Below are 20,411 nucleotides of genomic sequence, written 5' to 3'. Positions count from 1 at the left end.
CGCGCGGCTCAGCGCGCGACCACCGCGTCCGGCGGGGCCGCGGCGCTGCCGCTGCCGCGGGTGGCCGATCGCCTGGACCGGGCCGCGGGCCTGCGCGATCACCCGCGCCCGCCGGTTGACCTCGGTGAAGATGCCGTCAGTGGTCCAGCGCGCCAGCTGCACCGCCGGACGCTCGCCGGCCAGGACCTCGATCAGCGCCTGGACGAACCGGGCGCACCACGGCTTCGGGTGCGGCAGCTGCATCCGCGGCGTGCGCTGCGGAGCGAAGAACTGGTCGTCATCGTCGTCGATCTCGTCAACCAGGCTGAGGTGGCAGGAGGTGAACCAGTGCTCCTCGTCCGGCTCGTCGACCAGGTCGAGCGCCAGCGAGCCCTGCGTGATCGGCTTGTGCTGCGCCTGCGCGCCCACCGGCCGCTTGCGCTTCCCCCGGCCGTCGTGCGTCGGCTCTGTGGTCGGCATCGGCACCCGACGCGGCGCACCGGCGATGAGCTCTGCGTCTCTGGCCATCGTCGCGGTCTGCATGGAATCCCTCGTCTTTCCCCGAATTGGTGCCAAACGTGGCGGCTGGGCCGCCTGAGTGGTGGTCGAAAGCTGGTTCAGTTGTTGGCGCCCGGCGCCTGCAGGATCTGACCCGGCAGGATCAGGTCCGGGTTTTCACCGATCACCTGGCGGTTGGCTTGGTACCACCGCTGCGTCTCACGGGCGATGTCGGCGTTGCTGGCGCCGTCGGGCAGGCTCGCCGCCGCGATGTCCCACAGCGTGTCGCCGCGTACGACGACGTGCTGGCCGGCCTGTTGCTGGCGCTGCTGCTGGCGGTTCTGCTGGTTCTGCTGACCCTGCTGCTGTTGCCCCTGCTGCTGGTTGCCGGTCTGGCCGACCTGCGTCATCGGACGATCGGGGAGCGGCAGTCCGACCGTGCGCCCGGTGTTCTGGTTGGACGTCGGGCGGTCGGGCATCGGGAGCTGGCCGGCTTCCTGGCCGGTCCACGAACCAGTGGGACGGTCGAGGTTGGGCAGCTGCGCGGCCCCCGGGAAGACGGTCTGGGTGCTGCCGGGCCGGTCGAGCGAAGGCAGCATCTGCGTCGCGGCGGTCTGGGACGGGCTGTCGACCGGCGCCGCGTTCGCGGGCATCGTCGCGACCATCGGGCCGGCGACGACGGTGATTCCGAGCGCGATCTTGGCGACCTTGCGGTAAGCGGCCGGCGTCACCTTCTCGGCCATCGCCCCGAACACGGCGCCGGCAGCGCCGGGCAGCGCGCTCAGGAACGTCAGCAGCGCGCCGAGCGCGAGCCAGGCGAAACATGCCCAGGCCAGCACCGACACGAGCAGCATGAGGAGGTCGTCGAACGTCGGGTTGCCCGCGCGGAGATCGTCGATGGTCGCCCAGCTGTCGGCCGTCACCCAGAGCAGCAGGCGGGCACCGAAATAGAACGCGGCGAGCACCACGAACGGCGACAGGATGCGCCGGACGGTCCTCATCTGCGATTCGCCTCCGAACCTTGCGTTTGCTTGCATTTGCTTTCATAGACCATCGGTAGCCCCGTTGTCAACGGAGATGGCCCTGGTTCATCTCTTTAGACTCCGAAACGTCATCTTCGGTTGTACCTGACCGCCAATATCTGCGGATCGTCCTTCATCTGATGCTCAACTCGTCGTACGGGAGCATGCCCACGGATGGTTCAGTCGGTACCGTGATCAGGTGCGATGGGAGAGTTTGTTCGCCGACCTCGAGTCGCAGATGGAAGAGCTCGAGGCGAACGAAATGGCCTCGGAGGTCGCGGACCGGACCCGGCGGGAGGTCGCCAAGTTCCGGCTGGTCGACCGCATCCGCCCAGCGTTCGGGCACCCGCTCACCGTGTTCACCCTCGGCAGCGGCCAGTTGGCCGGCCGGGTCACCGGCGTGGGCGCCGACTGGATGCTGATGGCCGTCGATCGCCTGCACGAGTGCCTCGTGCCGCTCGACGCGATCACCGGGATCACGGGGCTCGGCGGGATCTCGGCAGTGCCGGGCAGCGAGGGCAAGATCGCCGCGAAGCTGACGCTGGCGTACGCCCTGCGTGGCGTGGCCAGGGACCGCGCCTACGTCGTGATCCAGATGCGCGACGGCAGCATGGTCACCGGAACGATCGACCGGGTGGGCACCGACTTCTTCGAGATGGCCGAGCACGGGCCGCACGACATGCGCCGGAACCGCGAGATCTGGGGCATCCGGACCGTGCCGTTCGGAGGGATCGCCTACATCAGGCGCTCGGCCTAACGGCGTGAGGCCGGGAGCAGGCCGCACCACGACTGCCGCGGGGGGTTTGGGGGTCGTCCCCCCAATGAGCACGTTCTGATCTGACTGGTGAGCGCTTTTCGCGAGCGGAGTCCCCCTCAGATCAGAACTCTTCGCCCTTGCCGTAGGGATGGGCGTCGATGAAGTCCTTGGTGGCGGAGTACATCCGCTCGATGTAGGCCTCGAGGGCGGTGGACTCCACCCGCCACTGGCCGCGGCCACCGATCTTGATCGCCGGAAGCTCCCCGCTGCGAACGAGTGCGTACGCCTGAGCAGCGGAGATGTTGAGGATCTCAGCGACGTCGGTCAGCTGGAGAAACCTCGGTGTGCTGGGCATCCGCCCTCCTTCCGGACGATGTTGCTTCGTTAGTGTGCCACGCATTTGCTTGTGCTTGCTTTCAGTTGTCCACAGGCTCGTGTCGGTGTACCCCAAGAGTCGGTGGAGTACTCGGTCCGGTTACTCGACGGACACTTGGTGACAGGGTGCAACCAAACGACGTCCCGGAACATCTGACCGGCCGAGTGCGTCTCGTTGAGCGGACGGGGGAGAATCGACTCGGCAGGTGCGCCTACCGTTGCCGCTGGTGTCGTACTGTTTGTCGGACCCGGCTGCGCCGTTCGGGGGCTACGCCGAGCCAGACGTGAACCGGAGGGAAGACCTTGTCGGAACTGTCGTCGCCCAAGGCCTCGCGGCAGGCGCGGCCACGGTGGCTTGACCCCAAGCTCTTCTTGGGCATCTTGCTCGTGCTCGCCTCGATGGCGTTCGGCGCCCGCATCATCGCCAACGCCGACAAGTCGACCGAGGTCTGGGTGGCCAAGGAAGACATCCCGGAGAACACCGTCATCGATCCGCAGAAGATGCTGGCGCAGACGAAGATCCGCTTCACCAGCGACGATGACGCGAAGCTCTACCTCAGCGCGCGCAGCCCGTTCCCCAAGGGCGTCCGAGCGGTGCGTACGGTTGCCAAGGGCGAGCTCGTTCCGGCCAAGTCGCTCACCAAGGAGCCGGACAACAGCCTTATCGACCTCGCCATACCGGTCGCCGGCCAGGGCCTCACGTTCGACGCGGGCAAGGGCGACAGGGTCGACATCTGGGCCGTCCCCAAGGAGGACGAGCTCAAGCCTCGCGATCCGAACGCCAAGGCCATCGAGGTCGTACAGGACGTTCAGCTGATGTCGCTGCCCAAGAGCGGCGGCATCGGCGGCGGCGGTGGTGGCGCAGCAACGGTGCGCTTCTCCCTCGAAGACCACCCGGACGTCGCGCGGATGGTCCTGCTCGCGATCGTCTGCGACATCTCGATCGTCGAGCACGTGGCTCCCAAGACAGTGGGCGGGAACTGACGCCATGGCAGTACCCGTACTGACCGCAGTCACCGGGGCGCAGTGGGAGTCCGACCTGGTCTCCGCGCTGGAGCACAGCCCGCTGGGCCTCGATGTCGTACGCCGGTGTGTCGACCTGCCCGACCTGCTGGCCACCGCCGCCTCCGGGCAGGCGCGGGCCGTGCTGCTGTCCGCCGACCTGCGCCGGCTCGACCGCGACTCGGTGGCCCGGCTGCTGTCGGCCGGCGTCGCCGTCGTCGGCGTCGTGAGCCCGGGCGACCAGGAGGGCGAGGAACGCCTCTACCGCCTCGGCATCGGCACGGTTGTGCCCGCCGACGCCACCACCGACCAGCTCGCGCAGGCCGTCGCCCGCACGATCGAGCTGACCGGCCGGACGTCAGACCTGTCCGCGCAGGACTTCGTGATGTCCAACCCGGTCGTCGCGCAGATGCCGCAGCTGCCGCCGATCGAAGACAACCAGCAGCCGTTCGAGCAGGCCACCGGCACCGGCCAGCTGATCGCGGTCTGGGGGCCGACCGGAGCACCCGGTCGTACCTCCGTGGCCGTCACGATCGCGACCGAGCTGTCGCTCTTCGGTGTGCCGACGCTGCTCGCCGACGCCGACGTCTACGGCGGCGTGGTGGCGCAGGCGCTGGGCCTCCTGGACGAGGCACCGGGTCTGGCGGCGGCCTGCCGCTCGGCCAACAACGGCAACCTCGACCTGCCCCAGCTGGCCCGGCACGCGCGCGAGGTGCTGCCCCGGCTGCGGGTGCTGACCGGCATCCAGCGGGCCGACCGCTGGCCCGAGCTGCGTACGTCCGCGCTGGAGCAGGTCTGGGAGACGGCGCGGCAACTGGCCGCCTCGACGGTTGTCGACCTGGGCTTCTGCCTGGAGCAGGACGAGGAGATCTCGTTCGACACCGCGGCTCCCCGGCGCAACGGCGCGACGCTGAAGACACTCGAGCTCGCGAACACGATCGTCGTCGTGGGCACGGCCGACCCGATCGGGCTGCAGCGGCTGGTGCGCGGCATCAACGAGCTGCGCGAGGCCGTTCCGGGCGGGACGATCCGCGTGGTCGCCAACGCCGTACGCAAGGGCCCGGTCGGCGGCGACGCCGAGAGCCAGGTGCGGGACGCGCTGATGCGCTACGCCGGCATCAACGACGTCACGTGCGTGCCCTACGACCGTGCCTCGTTCGACGCGGCGCTCGCGCAGGGGCGGACGCTGGCGGAGGTGGCGCCGAGCTCGAGCGCGCGGGTGCCGCTGCGGCAGTTCGCGTCGCAGCTGATGGGCATCACGCTGGTGTCGAAGCGCCGCAAGCGCCGCTGACGCCTGGGTCCTTTGGGGGGTCTCGTTGGACTCTCATCGCTGCCGGGTGTGCGGGCTCAGGTCGGAGGACGAGCTCTGGGGTCCGGACGTGCGGTCGCCGACGTACGTCATCTGCGACTGCTGCGGCTGCCGGCGGCCGTACGGACGAATCGGGAGCGGTGGCTGGCGCGTGGCGCGCCGTGGTTCGAGCCGAAGCTGAAGCCGGCCGGCTGGGACCTGGAGGAGCAGCTTCGGCACGTACAGGAGGAGTTCCGATGGGCGCCGGGGAAGCCACAGACGCCGAGCGGGAGGACCTGCGGGCCGTTCGTCGCCGGCCGGGAATGTTCGGCCTGCGCACGTACTCCGACGTCATCTCGTTCCTGCTGGGATTCGATGTCGCGACCGGGGGTCGGGTGTTCGACGGTTTCAGGCTCTGGCTGGCCAGGAACAAGACCGGCTACGGCGAGAACCTCGCCTGGCCCGCACTTGTCATGATCGCCGCCCATCCCGCTCTCGGGCCCAAGGAGGTCACGGAGCTGTCGTACCAGGGCTGGGACGAGCACGGGGTCGAGGTGCTCTGGGCATGCGTCGAGGAGTACCTGGACGAGCTCGCAGGCGAGCAGGGCCCGTTCCTGGAGCGCCGGGCGTCCGGTGCGTTCGGTGCCGCGTTCATGGCAGGGTTGTCGAGTGACGAGCGCGCCCGGCTGGCCAAGGCCGAGGGCCTGGTCGACGCCGTACTGAGGCTGCGGGAGCACGTCGACGCACTCGACCTTCCGTACCAGGTGCTCTGGACCTGGGAGTGGGTGGTGAAGGAATTGGCGGCGTTCGAGCCGGAGCTCGGAGCGCGCGTGCGGCAGCAGTTGCCGACGATCGACCTGCACGTGTTTCGCGTACGCACCTTGGCTACGTGGTGCACGTTCGAGCTGCCGGACGCCGCGGCCTGGTCGGATTGGCTGCAGGAGCGGTTCGCCGAGCGCTCGGATGATGTCGTGCTGTTGGAGTAACTCGCCGCGCATGGTCGGCACCCGCGTATTCGCGCCCTGGCCGCCGAGCGAGCCCAGGCCGGTGCCCGCGATCGGAAGCCGGCCTGATGGGCGGTCTGCCTGTCTCGGATGAGCTGCGTGCACGGGTCCCGCGGCTGGCCGCGGTCTGCGCGGTGCCCGACCCCGATTCCGCTGACGAGCACGAGCGCTGGGGGCTTTACGAGTACGCGATCGAGCAGCGGCAGACCTGGATCGAGCTGCGCAGCTGCGTGAGCGCCGAGCCGGACGTAAGCGTCGCGACGTCGGTCGTGGCGCGGGTGCTGGAGCGGGTCTCGCCGGGCGAACGATCGGCGTGGACCGCGGCCGTGCGCGCGGAGGGGCGGCCGTTCGTGGAGCGGCGAGCGCACGAGCTTGCCATCCTGGAGGCCCCCGGCTCCGTCCGCGCGAGCGACGGAAGCTGGGACGTCGACGACTGGACGAACTGGCTGCAATTGCGGACCGCCGAACGGTCGGAACACCTTGCTCTGTTGGAATATCATCGCCTGATGAACTACGCGGAGGCCCGGGAGGCGGTGCAGGCGTACTTTGGCGCCGATGCCGGCAGTGAGGTGGCGATCGCGTTCATGCGGGGCGCGGGACTGTCGATTGTCGACTGCATCAAGCTGGTGCGCGAGCTCACCGGATGCTCGTTGAGCGACGCGAAGCTCACCGTGCACACCAGCGTCGCGTGGGCCGATCGGCGTGCTGGCAACGAGCGCCTTCACGAGGAACTGGTGCGCGCGGTCGAGCGCGAGACCGAGCTCGCCGGCAACGAAACCGTCGAGTTCCGGGGGCTGGATCCCTGGGCGGCGGACCCCAACAACCTCTACATCGAGTGTGAGAACGATGGCGGGTTCGTCGACCTGCACAACTTCTACAACGTCGGCGATGTCGTCCTGCGCCTGACGGAGGGCTCGATCTTCGTGGTGCTCGAGCGGGTCGAACAACCCAGGCCGCCGGCCAACTGCCGGCCGTTCGTCGTGCTGGGGTTTCTGGGGGTACGGGACCTGGAGGTCAAGCAGGCCGAGGACTTCGACGCGCGAGCCGCGGACGTGTTCGAGGGCGTCATCCACTATCTCCACGAGGGCGAGCCGACGTTCACGGTGCTGGCCGCCGACTCGGAGCTCTTCTTCCGCGCGAGCACGGTCGTCTTCGAGCAGTACGACACGAAGGCGGAAGCGCTCAGGTGGCGAACAGCAACGTGAGCCCGCCCGTGGTGTAGACGATCATCACGATCAGCAGGGGCAGCTGCGCCAGCAACGCCGTGTGCCTCGGGAACACCGCCACCGCCTTGTCGTGGGCCACGACGACGCCGAGCACATGACCCACCACGACCGCGGTTACTTTCACGATCGCCACCAGGGGGGCGTTGTCGGCGATCGACGTCGCGACGCCGTGGCCGGACAGGCCGAGCAGGTTCGCGCCCGAAGACAGTGGGTCCGACAGCAGGATCAGCGTGCGCTGCCCCTCGAGTACGAACAGCGTGAAGTAGTGCGCCACGACGTAGCCCAAAGCGATCGGCACCACCGACGCAGCGAACGTGCCGGGCAACGGCCCAGGAGCCACGCCTCCGAGGCTCCCCGCCAGCCGGCAGGCGCCCCAGAACGTCACGGCGACGAACAGGACGAAGCCCAGCAGCACCGCCGTTCCCACCAACGGCGCCGGCAAGCCCTGCGTCTGCACGTATCCCGTCCACCACGGGCTCTGCGAGAAGCCGTCGAACCCCGTCGAGCCGAGCATCACCGAGATCACGGCGACCAGCCCCGGCGCTGCGCCCACGACGGACAGGTTCGCCAGCGGGTTACGCAGCACCAGGCGCCGGTCCGACACCCGCCGCGCCAGCGGGGACAGCCGCCCGAACAAGGCGGAGTACACCTCGAACGCGTCCCCGCGGTCGAACCACCGCGACCCGTACAACGTCGCCGCCATCAGGTGGATCACGGCGTACAGCGCGAACCACAACCGGATCACCGGCAACGTCGCGTTGTCAGGCGCCACCAGCTCGAGCCAGACGAACGCGAACAGCCCCACGACCGCCGGCCAGTAGCCCAGCCGCGTAGGAAACGGCAGCAGCCCCTTCTCCGGCGGCTGCCGCAACGCCCACGCGATCACCCGATGCACCGTCCGCAGCGGGTTCAGCAACCGCCACACCGGCCCGAACAACAGTGAAGCCGGCACCAGCCCGACCCAGAACAAGACGTACACGACCCCGAACGTCGGGTTGACCAGCAGGTCCGGCCCGAACAGCGCCGCGGCGCCGACGTACGCCGTCAAACCCAAGCCCAGCAGCCGCAGCGCCAGCCGGAAGCCACGAGAGTCGACGAACGCCGTGAAACCGGCAGGCCGCATTCGCCCCGACTCCCTGGCAGTCTCCCAGCGCGGCGACTTCCAGGCATACCCGAGGATCACGAACGACAGCACCAGCGCGGCGACAGCGGCGTTCAGCGCCAGCGGGAACGGCACCGGCAGGTCGCCGCGCCCGCCCACGCCGTGCGCGAGGATCAGGGGCGAAGCACTCACGGCTGCACGACGAGCTGGTAGATGAGCTTGTCCGTCCCGTGGCTCTCGATCTCGAACTCACCCGTCGTGTCCGCCACGAACTCCAGGGTGGCCGGCTTGCCCGGCTGCAGCTCGACGGACTTGTCGTAGCCGTGCACGTGCAGCTCGTCCTTCATGTCGGCGGTCACCGTGATCTTGATCGTGGTGCCCGCCTTGACCTCGAGCTTCTCCGCGTTCGGTGTCACCGCGCCCTTCTCGATCTTCGCCGTCAGGGCCTTGACCTGCCCGTTCGGGCTCGCCTTCGTTCCGTCGGGTGTGTTGTCACCGCCGCAGCCGGAAAGGAGTCCGGTCAGAAGGAGCGCTGGCAGTACTGCGAGGACGAGCAACCGGGCGGCGCGGCGCATCTTTGAGAAACCTCTCGTTTTGGTGTAGACGAAGCTGTGTGCAAAGTACGAACCTGCCAGGATGAATGTTCCCGTACGAATCTGGAGTGACGTGTGCCGGACCGGCTGAGTGCGCTGGATGTGTCGTTCCTCTACCTCGAGGAGCCGACCACACCCCTGCACGTCGGGAGCGTCGCGCTGTTCGACGACGGCGACCTGGACTACGAGACGCTGCTCACCCTCGTACGCGAGCGCCTGGCCTTCGTGCCGCGCTACCGCCAGCGGGTGCGCTGGGTGCCCGCGCACCTCGCGAACCCGGTCTGGGTCGATGACGACGACTTCGACCTGACCTACCACGTCCGGCGGTCCGCGCTGCCGAAGCCGGGCACGCCCGACCAGCTGCGTGAGCTGGTCGCCAGGCTGATGAGCCGCCCGCTGGACCGGACCCGGCCGCTCTGGGAGATGTATCTCGTCGAAGGGCTCGCCGGCGGGAAGTTCGCGCTGGTCTCCAAGACCCACCAGGCCGTCGTCGACGGCATCTCGACCGTCGACATCGGGCAGGTGGTGCTCGACCCGTCGCCCGAGCCGCCGCCGGCTCCGTCGGACGTCTGGTCGCCGGTGGCCGAGCCGTCGGCGCTGGAGCTCGTCGTGGGAGCGGTGTCGGAGGCGGTCCGGCGGCCGAGCGCGATGCTCGACACCGCCCGCTCGACGCTGTCCGACGTCACGTTCACGACCGGACGGGTGGTCGACGTGCTCGGGGAGGCTGCCGGCGGGCTGGCCCGCGCGCTGCGCCTGGCTCGGCCCGCGCCCGGCAGCCCGCTGAACGTCCCGATCGGCGCGCAGCGAAGGTTCGCGACCGTCGACACCAGGCTCGACGCCTACCGCGACGTCCGCGCACAGTTCGGCGGCTCGGTCAACGACGTCGTACTCGCGACGATCGCCGGCGCGTTGCGCAGCTGGCTGTTCACCCGCGGCATCCCGGTCCGTGGGGCGACGACCGTCCGCGCGCTCGTACCGATGCGGATCCAGGACGGTGAGAGCGACACGCCGCGCGGCGTCGGCAGCCGGGTCGCGGAGTACGTCGTCGACCTGCCGATCGGCGAGCCGAGCCCGGCGATGCGGCTGCACCAGGTGTCGTACGCCATGAAGGCCCACAGCGAGACCGGCCAGGCGGTGGGTGCCCGCGCGATGACCGGCATGGCGGGGTTCGCGCCGCCGACGATGCACGCGCTGGGCGCGCGGGTGGCGAGCTCGCTGTCGAGGCGTACGTTCAACCTGGTGGTGACCAACGTCCCAGGGCCGCAGAACCCGCTCTACGCCGCGGGCGCCGCGATGCAGGCGTCGTATCCCTATGTGCCGCTGGCCAAGGGGCAGGCGCTGGCGATCGGGCTGACCTCGTACAACGGCTCGGTCTACTTCGGGCTGAACGCCGACCGCGACGCGATGGCCGACCTCGACGTGCTCGCCGAGGCGATCCCCGACGCGCTACGCGAGCTGCTCGACTCCGTCGACGAGCCGCGGCGCAAGCGGAACGTACGCCGGCGCCCGGCCGCGAGAACCGACGCGAAGGCCGCCACCCGTAACGCCGGGAAGCGGAAACAAGCGCCATGAGCCGCAAGCGTCGCGGCCTCGTACTCGGCGGCGGTGGTGTGCTCGGAGCGGCGTGGACGATCGGGGCGCTGTGCGCGCTGGAGGACGAACGCGGGTTCTCCTGCACCGACGTCGACGCGATCGTCGGCACCTCGGCGGGCTCGGTGGTCGCGTGCCTGCTGGCGGCGGGCGTCTCGCCGTGGGAGCAGTACACTCACCAGCACGGTGACGGGCACGGGCGGCTCGCCGAGGTCGAGGTCGACTACTCCTTCAACGGCGTCAAGGCCCGCGCTCCTTCGCTGGCGATCGGCTCGCCGCGGCTGGTGGCGGCGTACCTGCGTGGGCGGGGGCGGCTCGGCACGCCGGCGCTGGTCGCAGGGCTGTTGCCGCGCGGGCGGGGCAGTCTCGGCGAGGTGATCGGATGGGTCGACAAGCTGCTGCCCACCTGGCCGGCCGGGGTGGACCTGCGGATCGTCGCGACCGAGTTCACGACCGGGCACCGGCACCCGTTCGACCGTGAGTCCTCCGTACCCCCGTCCACCGCGATGGCCGCGTCGTGTGCGATGCCGTCGGTGTTCGCGCCGGTCGAGATCGACGGGTCGAGCTACGTCGACGGCGGCGCGCGTTCGATGGCGTCGGCCGACCTGCTCGCCGGCCAAAACCTGGACGAGGTCTACGTCCTCGCGCCGCTCGCCCACCTCGTTCGTGACCCGAGTGCGTGGACGATGGGGCGCTTCCTCCTGCGGCGATGGCGCAGGCCACAGACCGTACGACTGCAGCGCGAGATGCGCCTGCTGAGCGACGAGGGGGCGCGCGTCACGCTGCTGGCGCCGGCGGCGGAGGATCTGGGGGCGCTCGGGTTGAATCCAATGGACCCCATGCGGCGTCTATCTGTGCTAGAAACATCGCTTCGCACGACCCGGGAAGCCCTGCGAAAGGGGTAAGTCGTGGCGCTCGAAGATGCTCGAGCACGTGCACGGCAACTCGATCGGCGTTTGGTCGATGTCGGCCCACAGTGGGTCCGTAACGCCGCGACGGCGTTCGGGGTGGTGGCCTGGCTGTGCCTCGGCGGGCTGTGGGTGGCTGTGCCGGCCGGGCTCGTCGTCTGCCTGCTGGCGGCCGCGGTATCGACGTCGGTCGGGGCGTTCTGCAGTGTCCTGCTCAGGCGGCCGATCTGGCACATCCTCGGGTACGGCCTGCTGGCCGCGCTCGGCCTCAACCTGATCGTGGTCGAGATCGCGTACGGCTGGACGTTCGTCTGGCCGCTGTACTTCGTCGTCCTGCTGTACGGCCAGTTGTCGGCCGTCTGGCTGGCGGCGATGCTGTTGCTGTCGAACTGGCCGGAGCTGGGGCCGGCGGTCGCTGCCGGGGTGTCGGTTGTGGTCGGGGTTTTCGTGGCGTTGCTGGAGCTGCTGCTCAGCTCGTCGGGTGCCGTGGCCTTCGTCCTGCCGGGGCTGGTGATCGTCACCACGGTCGCGGCGGCGACGGGGACGTTGCGGGGACGGAACCTCGCCGGACCGCCGTGGTGGTCGGTGCCGGCGGGTCTGCTCGTGGTCGCCGTCTCGATCTGGGGGACGACGGCCTGGCTGCTGGCGGCGGCCGAGGGAACGCCCGCGTTACGCGTCGACGCGATCCAGACAGGGCTCGTGATGGGTGTGGTGGCGGGGGCGGGCTTCGTTGTCCTGCTGGGCGTTTACAGCCGCTGGACGTCCGGACGTTCGCGTGCGCCGGCCGACCCGGTGGCCGCGGTGACTGCCGTCGACGCCGTTCCCGTGGCCGGTCCTGTGGCCGAGCGCGCAACCGGCGCCGAAGCCGCCCGGCCGGTGAGCGACCTGTTCGCGGCCGCCGCCAGCCACCTGCGAGACAACCAGGCGGCGGTAAGGCTGGCGGGCCTGATGACACTGGAGAAGCTCGCCCGAGACCACCCCGAACACCGCCCCACCGTCGTCTCGGTGCTGGGGGCGTACCTCCGCACCCCCGCGCGCGGCGGCCCGGCAGGCCTCACCCCGGAGGAACGCAAAGTCCGCCTCGCCGCCCGCGACGTCCTGGCCAAGACCCTGCAGGCCGACGCGCCGGCGGGCTGGCGCGTAGTCGCCGACCCCCTGTCGGACGGCAAGGCCTTCCGGCTGGTGAGCGAACCCGCCGACACCGGAAAAGCCTGAGTATCGCTTGACGGGGAGGGCGGATGTCGATCTTCGCGCGACAGCTCGAGTCGAAGCTGGATGTGGCTCCGGCCTGGTTCCGGAACACGGCCGTCGTGTTCGCCGCCGGTGGTTGGATGTGTCTGGGCGGGCTGTGGGTGGTCGCGCCGGAATGGCTGGCGATCTGCCTGGTCCTGGCCGGGCTGTCGACCCTGTTCGCGGCGGTCTGTGGTGCGTTGCTGGGTCGATCGGGTTGGCTCGTCATCGGGTGCGGCCTCTTGGCTGTACTGGGTGCCGTCCTGACTGTGGTCGAGCTCGCGCTCGACTGGGCGTTCGTCTGGCCGCTGTATCTCGCCGTCATCGGTTATGGGCAGGTGGCCACTCTGTGGCTAGCGACGATGCTAGTCCTGACCACCTGGCGGAGCCTGCCACGGAGCGTCGGCCTGGCCGGGATGACACTGGCGTGCGCCGGCGTGTTCCTGCTGGAGCTCTCGTTCGTCGGGACGGGCGGGGTTCGGGTCGGACTGGCGGTGCTGGCCGGCTTCCTGGTCTTCCTCGGCATTGGCGTGGCCGTCACATCAGCCGGTGGGCACCTGCGACGTAAGGAGTTCCGCGTCCTACCGTGGTGGTCTGTCCCGCTTGGACTTGTCCTGGTGGCGGTATCGATCTGGGCGTCGACGGCATGGCTCCTGCACGAAGCCGGCCAGAACCCAGCGCTGCGAATCGACGCCATCAAGACCGGCCTGACCGTCGGAGCGGGCGCCGGTGGCGTGACCGCGTTGCTGCTAGCCGTGCGGCGGCAGTGGCTGAACGAGCGAGCCCAGGTCCACACCGAGTCCGACGCGGTCGAGCGGCGAGTCACCGAGCTCTTCTCGACAGCCGCGGAGCATCTCGGACACGAGAAAGCCGCCGTCAGGCTGGCCGGACTGAAAACGCTCGAGCGCCTGGGCCAGGCCCACGTAGAGCATCGCCAGACCGTCGTGGACCTGATCTGTGCCTACCTCCGAATGCCGTTCGTCCACCCAGACGAAACAACCGGTAGTGAGGAAGCCGGAGTGGCGCGACAAGAGCGGCAGGTGCGCCTCGAAGCCCAAGGGATCCTGTCGCGGCACCTGGCCTGGGCGGCCGCGAGTAACGAGGAGCAATGGGAATGCCTGGGCATCGACCTGACCGGTGCTGCCCTGGAGAACTTCGAGTTGCCAGGTTGTGATCTGCGCATGGCTGAGTTCGGCAGCGCCGAATTTCGCGGTGACAGCGTCTTCGTGAAGTCGGCTTTCGCCTACGCCAGGTTCGCTGGCGCCGTGTTTGAGGGCCAGGTCAGCTTCGTGGGCGCGCAGTTTCGAGACAGGGCGGACTTCGCTCACGCCAGGTTCCGCGGACCTGTGAGCTTCTACAAGGCCGTTATGGAGGGCGAAGACGACTTCTCTGAAGCCATGATGAGAAGCAAGGGCTGTGTCTGCCCTACAGGGTGGAGGGTCGAAGCGGAGCCGGGCGCGAGAGGTGAGCCCGGACGACTCGTCAGGAAAGTTGAGGCCGTTCCTGGTTGATGTCTGCGGCGAGTCTGCTTGACGGCGTCAGCGGAGGCGGCCGAGGGTGCCGTGGAAGGCACCGCTCGGCCGGTCGACGTGCAGGTGAGTGGTTCTGGTCAGCTGACTAACGCGGGCAGGTGACGTCCCGCTTCGGCAGGTGGCCGCTGGCGAGGTAGGCGTTCACCGTCTCGTCGGTGCAGGCGTTGCCGTATTCGCCGTAGACGCCGTGGTGGTTGGCGTTCGGGATGGTCACCACGCGCGAGCCCGACAGCTTGCGTTGCAGGGCACCCGCGTTTGCATAGATCGTCCGCGGGTCGCCGGTGGCGGCGACGATCAGGGACGGGACGTGGGCGCGCACTCTGGTCGGCTGCTCCCGCGGCGCGTCCGGCCAGAACTCGCACGGGTTGAGGTTGTTCACGACCGGCGAGGCGTACGGCATGGCCGCCCGGTCACGCTCGATGTCCTGCCAGTATTTCTCGACCTCACCGGACGGCGAAGCCACGTCGCCGCAGAGGATGGCGGCCTGGACGCTGCCGTACTGCGAGCCCTCCGCCGTCAGGAGGAACCGCAACGCGGCCTCGAGCGACTCGGACGGCTCCGCCGATCCCTGCTCGGCCGCGTCGGCGAGAACGCGGGCCGCCTTGGCCAGCTCGACTCGTGCCGGCTCCAGATCGCTGCCCAGCATGGAGAAGAAGACCGTCGGCAGGATGTTCACGTCGAGCCGGAAGTCGCCGACGTGCAGCGGCTCCCGCTTCGCGGTGGCGAACAGCCCGTGCACGGTCGCCAGCACCTCGGCCTGCGTACTCCCGAGGCCGTACGTCGCATCGCGCTCGGCCGCCCACGAAGCCCAGGACGCCAGCGCCTGCTCGTTGGCCGGACCGGACTGCTGGAGCAACCGTGGCGCATAGGCGTCCGGGTCGATCGGGCCGTCCAGCACGAGCCGATCCACACGACGCGGGTACATCTCCGCGTAGACCGCGCCGAGGTACGTGCCGTAGGAGTAGCCGAGGTACGACAGCTTCCGCTCGCCGAGAACGCTCCGGATCAGGTCGATGTCGCGCGCGGTGTTGCGGGTGGAGACGTACGGCAGCACGTCGCCCGCGTTCCGCCCGCAGCGCGCGGCGAGGTCGCGGGCCAGCGCCGCCGAACGGTCGAAGTCGGCGCGGTCGAGGCCCGCCGAACGGATCATGCTGCCGGTCGGCCAGTCGCAGTCCAGCGGCGTGCTGCGCCCGACGAAGCGCGGATCCATCCCGATCACGTCGTACCGCTCACCGACCTTCCCCATCGCTTCCTTGATGCTGGGTGGCATGTCGATCCCAGGACCGCCCGGCCCGCCGCCGTTGAGCACGATCGCGCCGATCCGGCGCTTGGTGTCGGTCGCCGGCAGGCGGGAGATCGCGACGGTGATCGCCGGGCCGCTGGGGCGGGAGTAGTCGAGCGGAACGGTGATGTCGGCGCACTGCGCGCCTGCCTGGTCCAGCTCCTTGCCCACCTCGTCGTCGGCGTTCAGCTGGCACTTCTTCCAGTCGATCTTCTGGTGCGCATAGCGATCCGGCCCGGCCACACCAGGCCCGGCGTACGCGGCCTGGGCGGCGGCCGGTCCGGCGAGCAGTGCCGCGCCGGCGAGCGCGGCGATGCCCGCGCGCGTAGGGAATCTCATCGGATCTCTACCTCCTAGCGCGCTTCGCAGAGCGCGGTGTCGATGACGTTCTGGAACGCGATCTCGGCTGCCTCGGTCGCCGGCACCGAGTTGATGACCATCGAGAGCTGCCGGCCGTCTGCCGTGCGGACGGACATCGCGCGGAAGCCTGGGGTCGTACCACCGTGGCCCCAGGACAGGCCGCCGCAGCTCAACGGCGTGGAAATCAGCCCGAGGCCGTACCGCCCGCCGGGCCAGAGCCGATCGGGATCGGCTTCGACCGTGCGGCGCATCTCGGCGAGCTCACGCCGGGGCAACAGCCTGCCGGTCAGCAAGGCGTCGAAGAACGTGTCGAGGTCGGCGTTGCTGGAGATCAGCGCGCCTCCGGCACCGCCCCACGTCATGTTGAACTCTGTGGTGTCCTCGAGGACGACGGAGCCGTTCTTCTCGACGGGGTAGTAGCTGTGCGGGTGCGGGCCTCGGATCGTGACGTCGTCGCCCGGCCAGTAGGTGTCGCGCAGGTGAAGCGGCCGGATGATCCGCCGGTCGAGCTCGGCGTCGAGGCTGTTGCCCGTCACGCGTTCGACGAGCAGGCCCGCCACGATGTAGTTGGTGGTCGAGTAGTACCAGGGCTGGTCGGGCGGCGGCATGCCGAGCGCGGTGTCGATCAGTTCCCTGGGCTCGGCGTGCTCGTACCGCCAGCTGTCGATGTCCTCCGAAAGGGTCTCGGTGTAGTCCGGCAGGCCGCTGGTGTGCTGCAGCAGCTGCCGTACGGTGATTCGCCTGCCGTCGTAGCCGTTCCGGCCGATCAGGCCGGGGAGATAACGCTCGACCGGCGCGTCCAGGTCGACCTCGTGCTCGGCCACGAGCTGGAGCACGATCGTCGCGGTGAACGTCTTGGTGATGCTGCCGATCCGGTACGCCGGATGGCGCGGCATCGGCTGCCGGGTCTCGAGGTTGGCAACGCCGCTGGTACCGATCCAGCGGCCGCAGACCGGGCCGGTCACCTCGAGGGTGATGCCGGGCAGGCCGTGGGTTGTGGTGAGCTCGTCCAACCTGCGTTGGACTTCGCTGTGGTCTCGGCACTTGTTCGTCGCGCTCGCCGGGCTCGGCGCGGTCGACGCACCGGCCGGTGCGACGAGTACTGTAGCCAGCCCGAACGCGAGTAGTGGAGCTAGCACCACCTTGGAAACGTGAAGGACATGCTTCAGATTTCGCATGCCGTAAGCGTGTACTGGAAAGGGTTCCGGCGGCTACCGGCTGATCCCCCGTACCGACCCTGAGACTTCGCCGAGGCGTCTCAGGGTCAGGCCTCGTCCTCCTGGAGGAGGTCGGGGATCTCCTGGCGGGCGTACCACAGCAGTTCGAAGCCGGACGCCTCGTCGACGGTGAACGCCGCATCGTCGTCGCCGGCCTCGGCCTGCGGCCAGGCCTCGGCGGCGGCGCGTACGACCGGCTCGGCCTCGTCCTCGTCGACATGGGCGGAGGCGATCTGCTCGATCGGGACGACGTCGAACACCTGGACGGCCGACCGACCGCCGGCGTTGTCGGGCTTCACGGCGTTGTCGGCGACGTCGACGGCGACCACAACCCTGCGTGGCCGCTCGTTCGGCGAGGTGGCGAGCTTGGCCAGCGAGATCTTCGCGGCATCGGTGGTGGCGGCGTACTCGAGCTCCTCGAGATCCGCCTCGGCGTACCACTCGCGCAGGGTTGGCGTGACCGCGCAGCCCAGAAGCGGTGCCGGACCGAAGCCGCCCTGCGTCATCGCGGCGGCGAGCTCACCGAGCGTTACGCCGAGATAGACCCGCATGAATCCTCCAACTGTCGCTCCGCTCACCTTAGAGCTTCGGCCAGCGCGGCCGCGAAGCCGGCGGGATTGTCGTCGACCATCGGGTGCCCGGCCTTGGGTACGTCGAGCAACCGCACGCCGGCCGTTTCGAGCCCGTCGAGGCTCTCGGGAGTGTCGGTGAGCTCGCCCCGGATGTAGGCGCGGGGCATGGCCGCGGCCGTCAACTGCTCGCGAAACGTGGGCGTGCGGTCGGCCAGCAGCGACACGGACGTCTTGTGCAGGGCGGCTGGACTCCAGTGCCGCAGGGTGGCCCGCCAGACGCTCGGCTCGTCGTCGGCGTCGAGGAGGGCGAGCAACGTACCGTAACCGCGTTCGACGAACGCCTCCTCCGACTGGGAGGCGATGTGGCCGGAGATCTGGCCGACGCCTGGGTCGAGGTTGGGCTCGGCGACCACCAGACGCGCGACGAGGTCGGGCCGCCGATGCGCGAGGCTGATGGCGACCGCGCCACCCAGGCTGTGCCCGACGACGATGCAGTCGCGCTCCCCGAGCCCCTCCATCACAGCGGCGATCGTGCCGGCGTGCTCCTCGATCGTGTAGCCGAACCCGCTCGCCGCGGGAGCGACATCGCTCCACCCGGTGCCCGCCAGGTCGACGAGGATCGACCGCCGGCGGGCGAGCGCGGGATCCAGCAGGGCCTCGGGGTACATCGCGGTAGCCGCCGACCCGAGCCCGGCGACGTAGACGTGCAGCTGCCCGTCACCGGGCACCTCGAGATAGCCGACCGCCACCGTGTGCCCGGAAGCGCCTGCTGGAACTCGCATCGCTCGCATAGCGGACAAGGATGCCAGTCACCGCCGACCTGCCGAGCAGAAGATTCCGGGTGTCGGTGGCTGCTGCTGTACTTGCCGGATGCGACTGGTCAGTGTTGATCTCCAGAACGACTTCGTAGCCCCCGGCGGCGTCCACTTCAAGGGGCAGCCGTGCGTCGAGTTCATCGCGCGGACTGTGGTGCCCCACATCCGGGAGCGGGGGATCGCCGTCGCCGAGGTGGTCTCCGACTACCGCAGTTCGGCGGGCGATGCCGATCGCGAGACCTGCGCGCCCGGACAGTGGGGCTACGAGTCCGCCATTCCGGCCGACGTCAAGCCCGTCGCGCCGTGGGTGAAGGCTCACATCGCCCCGACCTGGGTGCGCGACGGTGGTGGCCGGCCCGACACCGCACCGGGCCCCGCCCGCCAGGATCCTGCCGCGTTCGACGAGTGGCTCGGCCGTGCGCTCGGCCCACCAGACACCGGCGGCCCGGTCGTGGTCATCGGGCTCGTCCTGGAAGTGTGCGTGCTGGCCACCTTGATCGAGCTGAGACTGCGCGGCTACCCCGCCGCGGTCCTGCTCGAGGGTGTCGACACCTACGACGGTGACCAGCGGCGCAAACGAGAGTTCCTCGACACCCTCGCCGGCTTCTGGGGCGAGCCCGTGACCTGGGCCCAGTGCACGGCCCAGGCCCTCGGCTAGCGCACCACCGTCACGTGTACGGCGGCCGACGTCGTGGTGTTGCCGGCGGCGTCGGTCGCGACGGCGGTCAGGGTGTGCGCGCCCAGCTGGCCGTTGCGCGGCGTCCACGCCCGGGTGTACGGCGAGGTCGTGTCGTTGCCCAGCAGCGTCCCGTCCAGGTAGAAGCCGACCCCGGTCACGCCCGAGCCACCGGTGTCGGTCGCGGTCGCCTGGATGGTCACCGCCTGGTTACGGCGCAGGCTCGCGCCTTCTGCCGGTGCGGTGATCGAGACGGACGGGCCGGCCAGGTCGAACTGCGGGGTCAGGGTTCGCGGCGACTCCGCGTTCCCCGCCAGGTCGATCGAGGCGTACCGCACGGTCTGGCCCTGCGTGACGGGGAACGGCGCGCTGTAGGTCGAAGCCGTGGAGCTCGTCAGCGGATCAGAGCCATCGGTCGTGTAGCGCGTCCGGTCCACGCCGGAGCCGCCGAGGTTGTCGGTCGCGCTCAGGCCGACGTTCACGGGCTGCGTACGGAACCAGCCCGCGCAGCTCCCGCCGTTGCACGTCGCGGAGGTCGTGGGCGGCGTCACGTCCGGCCCGGGCGGGCCGGGGTTCATTACGTCGCCGACCGTACGAACGACCGTCCCGGAGGAGGCCCGCGGCCCCAGCCAGTCCAGGAACGCCGCCAGCGTCGAAGGGTTCAGCCCGTCGGAGCCGCAGCTGGTGCAGACCCCGTGGATGGTCAGGATGACCCAGCCGCCGCCGTTGTTCTCCGCGTTCGTGACCATCGCCTGCAGCTGCGCCAACGTCGTGTTGCTGGCGACGGGCTCCGGCGTCTGCAGCCACATCGGGTCGGCCGGCGGGATCGTCTCGGCCCACGGGCAGTCGGTGCAGATGTTGCCGGTGCGCACGCCGCCGACGCCGCGACCGCTGGCGTACCCACACTCCGCGACGACGCTCTCGGCGGTCGAGTTGACCGATGCGTACGGATACGCGAACGATGTCACTGAGAATCCCTGACCGATGAGGTTCTGCCGGTCCTGGCACACCTCGGTCGTGGCCGTGGTCCGGCTGACCGTCGTCAGATCGGTGTGGTGGAGCGTGTGCCCGCCGATTTCGGCGCCGGCGTTGGCCAGGTCGTGGATCTGCGACCAGTTCATGTAGAACGACGAGCTGCCGACCAGCGCGGAGTTGATGTAGTAGGTGCCGGCCATGCCGCGGCTCGACATGATCGGCAGCGAGGCGTACTGCGTGGCCTGCCCGTCGTCGAAGGTGAAGCTCACGGCGGTGTTCGTCGCCGCTTGCGCTGGTGTGGAAAGCGGTGGAACCGCTGGGAGAAAACTGGCCAGGGCGGTCGCGCCGAGAAGCGCGAAGAACCGGCGTGTGAACATGCTGCACCGCTTTCAGGGGTCGTGCTCTGGC

At 69.6% G+C, this 20,411-nt stretch carries 20 protein-coding genes; 10 read left to right on the top strand and 10 right to left on the bottom strand.

What is annotated here, in order from left to right:
• On the bottom strand, positions 1–522 hold a 522-nt coding region (locus tag ACYVF6_RS03580; RefSeq protein ID WP_460515667.1), incomplete at its 3' end, for an Rv3235 family protein.
• Positions 523–596: 74 nt separating this feature from the next.
• Entirely contained in the window at positions 597–1,478 is an 882-nt protein-coding gene (locus tag ACYVF6_RS03575; protein ID WP_460515665.1) for a LysM peptidoglycan-binding domain-containing protein, read from the bottom strand.
• 220 nt (positions 1,479–1,698) lie between these two features.
• Here ACYVF6_RS03575 and ACYVF6_RS03570 point away from each other — a divergent pair, with 220 nt between their 5' ends.
• Positions 1,699–2,256, top strand: a complete 558-nt coding sequence (locus ACYVF6_RS03570; RefSeq protein ID WP_460515663.1) for a hypothetical protein — start codon at positions 1,699–1,701, stop codon at positions 2,254–2,256.
• Between the two features lie 121 nt (positions 2,257–2,377).
• Here ACYVF6_RS03570 and ACYVF6_RS03565 read toward each other — a convergent pair whose 3' ends face one another.
• Complete coding sequence (locus ACYVF6_RS03565) at positions 2,378–2,611, bottom strand: helix-turn-helix domain-containing protein (RefSeq protein ID WP_460515661.1); 234 nt, start codon at positions 2,609–2,611, stop codon at positions 2,378–2,380.
• Between the two features lie 392 nt (positions 2,612–3,003).
• Here ACYVF6_RS03565 and ACYVF6_RS03560 point away from each other — a divergent pair, with 392 nt between their 5' ends.
• The 4 genes from ACYVF6_RS03560 (at position 3,004) to ACYVF6_RS03545 (ending at position 7,130) form a co-directional block, all read left to right on the top strand.
• Positions 3,004–3,615: a hypothetical protein gene (locus tag ACYVF6_RS03560; protein ID WP_460515659.1), complete on the top strand. Its 612-nt coding sequence runs from the start codon at positions 3,004–3,006 to the stop codon at positions 3,613–3,615.
• A gap of 4 nt (positions 3,616–3,619) precedes the next feature.
• Complete coding sequence (locus ACYVF6_RS03555; RefSeq protein WP_460515657.1) at positions 3,620–4,924, top strand: AAA family ATPase; 1,305 nt, start codon at positions 3,620–3,622, stop codon at positions 4,922–4,924.
• Between the two features lie 254 nt (positions 4,925–5,178).
• A complete protein-coding gene (locus ACYVF6_RS03550; protein ID WP_460515655.1) occupies positions 5,179–5,907 on the top strand; it encodes a hypothetical protein in 729 nt (242 codons plus the stop codon).
• An 86-nt stretch (positions 5,908–5,993) separates the two neighbouring features.
• Entirely contained in the window at positions 5,994–7,130 is a 1,137-nt protein-coding gene (locus ACYVF6_RS03545) for a hypothetical protein (protein ID WP_460515653.1), read from the top strand.
• Here the strand turns inward: ACYVF6_RS03545 and ACYVF6_RS03540 are convergent.
• Positions 7,108–8,445 carry a hypothetical protein gene (locus ACYVF6_RS03540; RefSeq protein ID WP_460515651.1) on the bottom strand — a complete coding sequence of 446 codons (1,338 nt, stop codon included), beginning with the start codon at positions 8,443–8,445 and terminating at the stop codon, positions 7,108–7,110. The genes ACYVF6_RS03545 and ACYVF6_RS03540 overlap by 23 nt on opposite strands.
• On the bottom strand, positions 8,442–8,828 hold the full coding sequence (locus tag ACYVF6_RS03535; RefSeq protein ID WP_460515649.1) for a cupredoxin domain-containing protein: 387 nt from the start codon (positions 8,826–8,828) through the stop codon (positions 8,442–8,444). Before ACYVF6_RS03535 ends, ACYVF6_RS03540 begins: the two co-directional genes overlap by 4 nt.
• Positions 8,829–8,921: 93 nt before the next feature.
• Here ACYVF6_RS03535 and ACYVF6_RS03530 point away from each other — a divergent pair, with 93 nt between their 5' ends.
• From ACYVF6_RS03530 to ACYVF6_RS03515, 4 genes are all read left to right on the top strand, one after another.
• On the top strand, positions 8,922–10,418 hold the full coding sequence (locus ACYVF6_RS03530; protein ID WP_460515647.1) for a WS/DGAT/MGAT family O-acyltransferase: 1,497 nt from the start codon (positions 8,922–8,924) through the stop codon (positions 10,416–10,418).
• Positions 10,415–11,341 (top strand): patatin-like phospholipase family protein, encoded by a 927-nt coding sequence (locus ACYVF6_RS03525; protein ID WP_460515645.1) that lies wholly within the window; start codon positions 10,415–10,417, stop codon positions 11,339–11,341. The genes ACYVF6_RS03530 and ACYVF6_RS03525 overlap by 4 nt, the downstream gene beginning before the upstream one ends.
• 3 nt (positions 11,342–11,344) lie before the next feature.
• Positions 11,345–12,559, top strand: coding sequence for a hypothetical protein (locus tag ACYVF6_RS03520; RefSeq protein WP_460515643.1), 1,215 nt, complete (start codon positions 11,345–11,347; stop codon positions 12,557–12,559).
• A 284-nt stretch (positions 12,560–12,843) separates the two neighbouring features.
• On the top strand, positions 12,844–14,085 hold the full coding sequence (locus tag ACYVF6_RS03515; RefSeq protein ID WP_460515641.1) for a pentapeptide repeat-containing protein: 1,242 nt from the start codon (positions 12,844–12,846) through the stop codon (positions 14,083–14,085).
• A 106-nt stretch (positions 14,086–14,191) separates the two neighbouring features.
• On the opposite strand, the gene ACYVF6_RS03510 is transcribed toward ACYVF6_RS03515, so the two are convergent.
• From ACYVF6_RS03510 to ACYVF6_RS03495, 4 genes are all read right to left on the bottom strand, one after another.
• Positions 14,192–15,727 (bottom strand): alpha/beta hydrolase, encoded by a 1,536-nt coding sequence (locus ACYVF6_RS03510; RefSeq protein WP_460515639.1) that lies wholly within the window; start codon positions 15,725–15,727, stop codon positions 14,192–14,194.
• Between the two features lie 14 nt (positions 15,728–15,741).
• The gene (locus ACYVF6_RS03505) at positions 15,742–16,926 is read right to left on the bottom strand and encodes a serine hydrolase domain-containing protein (protein WP_460515637.1); all 1,185 of its coding nucleotides are present in this window, start codon (positions 16,924–16,926) and stop codon (positions 15,742–15,744) included.
• Between the two features lie 86 nt (positions 16,927–17,012).
• Positions 17,013–17,516, bottom strand: coding sequence for a DUF6912 family protein (locus ACYVF6_RS03500; RefSeq protein WP_460515635.1), 504 nt, complete (start codon positions 17,514–17,516; stop codon positions 17,013–17,015).
• A 23-nt stretch (positions 17,517–17,539) separates the two neighbouring features.
• A complete protein-coding gene (locus ACYVF6_RS03495; protein ID WP_460515633.1) occupies positions 17,540–18,319 on the bottom strand; it encodes an alpha/beta fold hydrolase in 780 nt (259 codons plus the stop codon).
• A gap of 88 nt (positions 18,320–18,407) precedes the next feature.
• Between ACYVF6_RS03495 and ACYVF6_RS03490 the strand changes: the two genes are divergently transcribed.
• Positions 18,408–19,010, top strand: coding sequence for a cysteine hydrolase family protein (locus ACYVF6_RS03490; protein WP_460515631.1), 603 nt, complete (start codon positions 18,408–18,410; stop codon positions 19,008–19,010).
• On the opposite strand, the gene ACYVF6_RS03485 is transcribed toward ACYVF6_RS03490, so the two are convergent.
• A complete protein-coding gene (locus ACYVF6_RS03485) occupies positions 19,007–20,272 on the bottom strand; it encodes an Ig-like domain-containing protein (protein WP_460515629.1) in 1,266 nt (421 codons plus the stop codon). The genes ACYVF6_RS03490 and ACYVF6_RS03485 overlap by 4 nt on opposite strands.
• Positions 20,273–20,411 lie beyond the last annotated feature (139 nt).

Source organism: Flindersiella endophytica (assembly GCF_054779015.1).
The sequence above is the reverse complement of the archived record's forward strand: the minus strand, read 5'-3'. Positions and strand labels throughout refer to the sequence as shown.

Excerpts from the sequence above, each read along its gene's own strand:
- ACYVF6_RS03575 (WP_460515665.1), bottom strand. The coding sequence starts at position 1,478 with ATGAGGACCGTCCGGCGCATCCTGTCGCCGTTCGTGGTGCTCGCCGCG.
- ACYVF6_RS03565 (WP_460515661.1), bottom strand. The coding sequence starts at position 2,611 with ATGCCCAGCACACCGAGGTTTCTCCAGCTGACCGACGTCGCTGAGATC.
- ACYVF6_RS03555 (WP_460515657.1), top strand. The coding sequence starts at position 3,620 with ATGGCAGTACCCGTACTGACCGCAGTCACCGGGGCGCAGTGGGAGTCC.
- ACYVF6_RS03550 (WP_460515655.1), top strand. The coding sequence starts at position 5,179 with ATGGGCGCCGGGGAAGCCACAGACGCCGAGCGGGAGGACCTGCGGGCC.
- ACYVF6_RS03545 (WP_460515653.1), top strand. The coding sequence starts at position 5,994 with ATGGGCGGTCTGCCTGTCTCGGATGAGCTGCGTGCACGGGTCCCGCGG.
- ACYVF6_RS03535 (WP_460515649.1), bottom strand. The coding sequence starts at position 8,828 with ATGCGCCGCGCCGCCCGGTTGCTCGTCCTCGCAGTACTGCCAGCGCTC.
- ACYVF6_RS03525 (WP_460515645.1), top strand. The coding sequence starts at position 10,415 with ATGAGCCGCAAGCGTCGCGGCCTCGTACTCGGCGGCGGTGGTGTGCTC.
- ACYVF6_RS03510 (WP_460515639.1), bottom strand. The coding sequence starts at position 15,727 with ATGAGATTCCCTACGCGCGCGGGCATCGCCGCGCTCGCCGGCGCGGCA.
- ACYVF6_RS03505 (WP_460515637.1), bottom strand. The coding sequence starts at position 16,926 with ATGCGAAATCTGAAGCATGTCCTTCACGTTTCCAAGGTGGTGCTAGCT.
- ACYVF6_RS03500 (WP_460515635.1), bottom strand. The coding sequence starts at position 17,516 with ATGCGGGTCTATCTCGGCGTAACGCTCGGTGAGCTCGCCGCCGCGATG.
- ACYVF6_RS03495 (WP_460515633.1), bottom strand. The coding sequence starts at position 18,319 with ATGCGAGTTCCAGCAGGCGCTTCCGGGCACACGGTGGCGGTCGGCTAT.
- ACYVF6_RS03490 (WP_460515631.1), top strand. The coding sequence starts at position 18,408 with ATGCGACTGGTCAGTGTTGATCTCCAGAACGACTTCGTAGCCCCCGGC.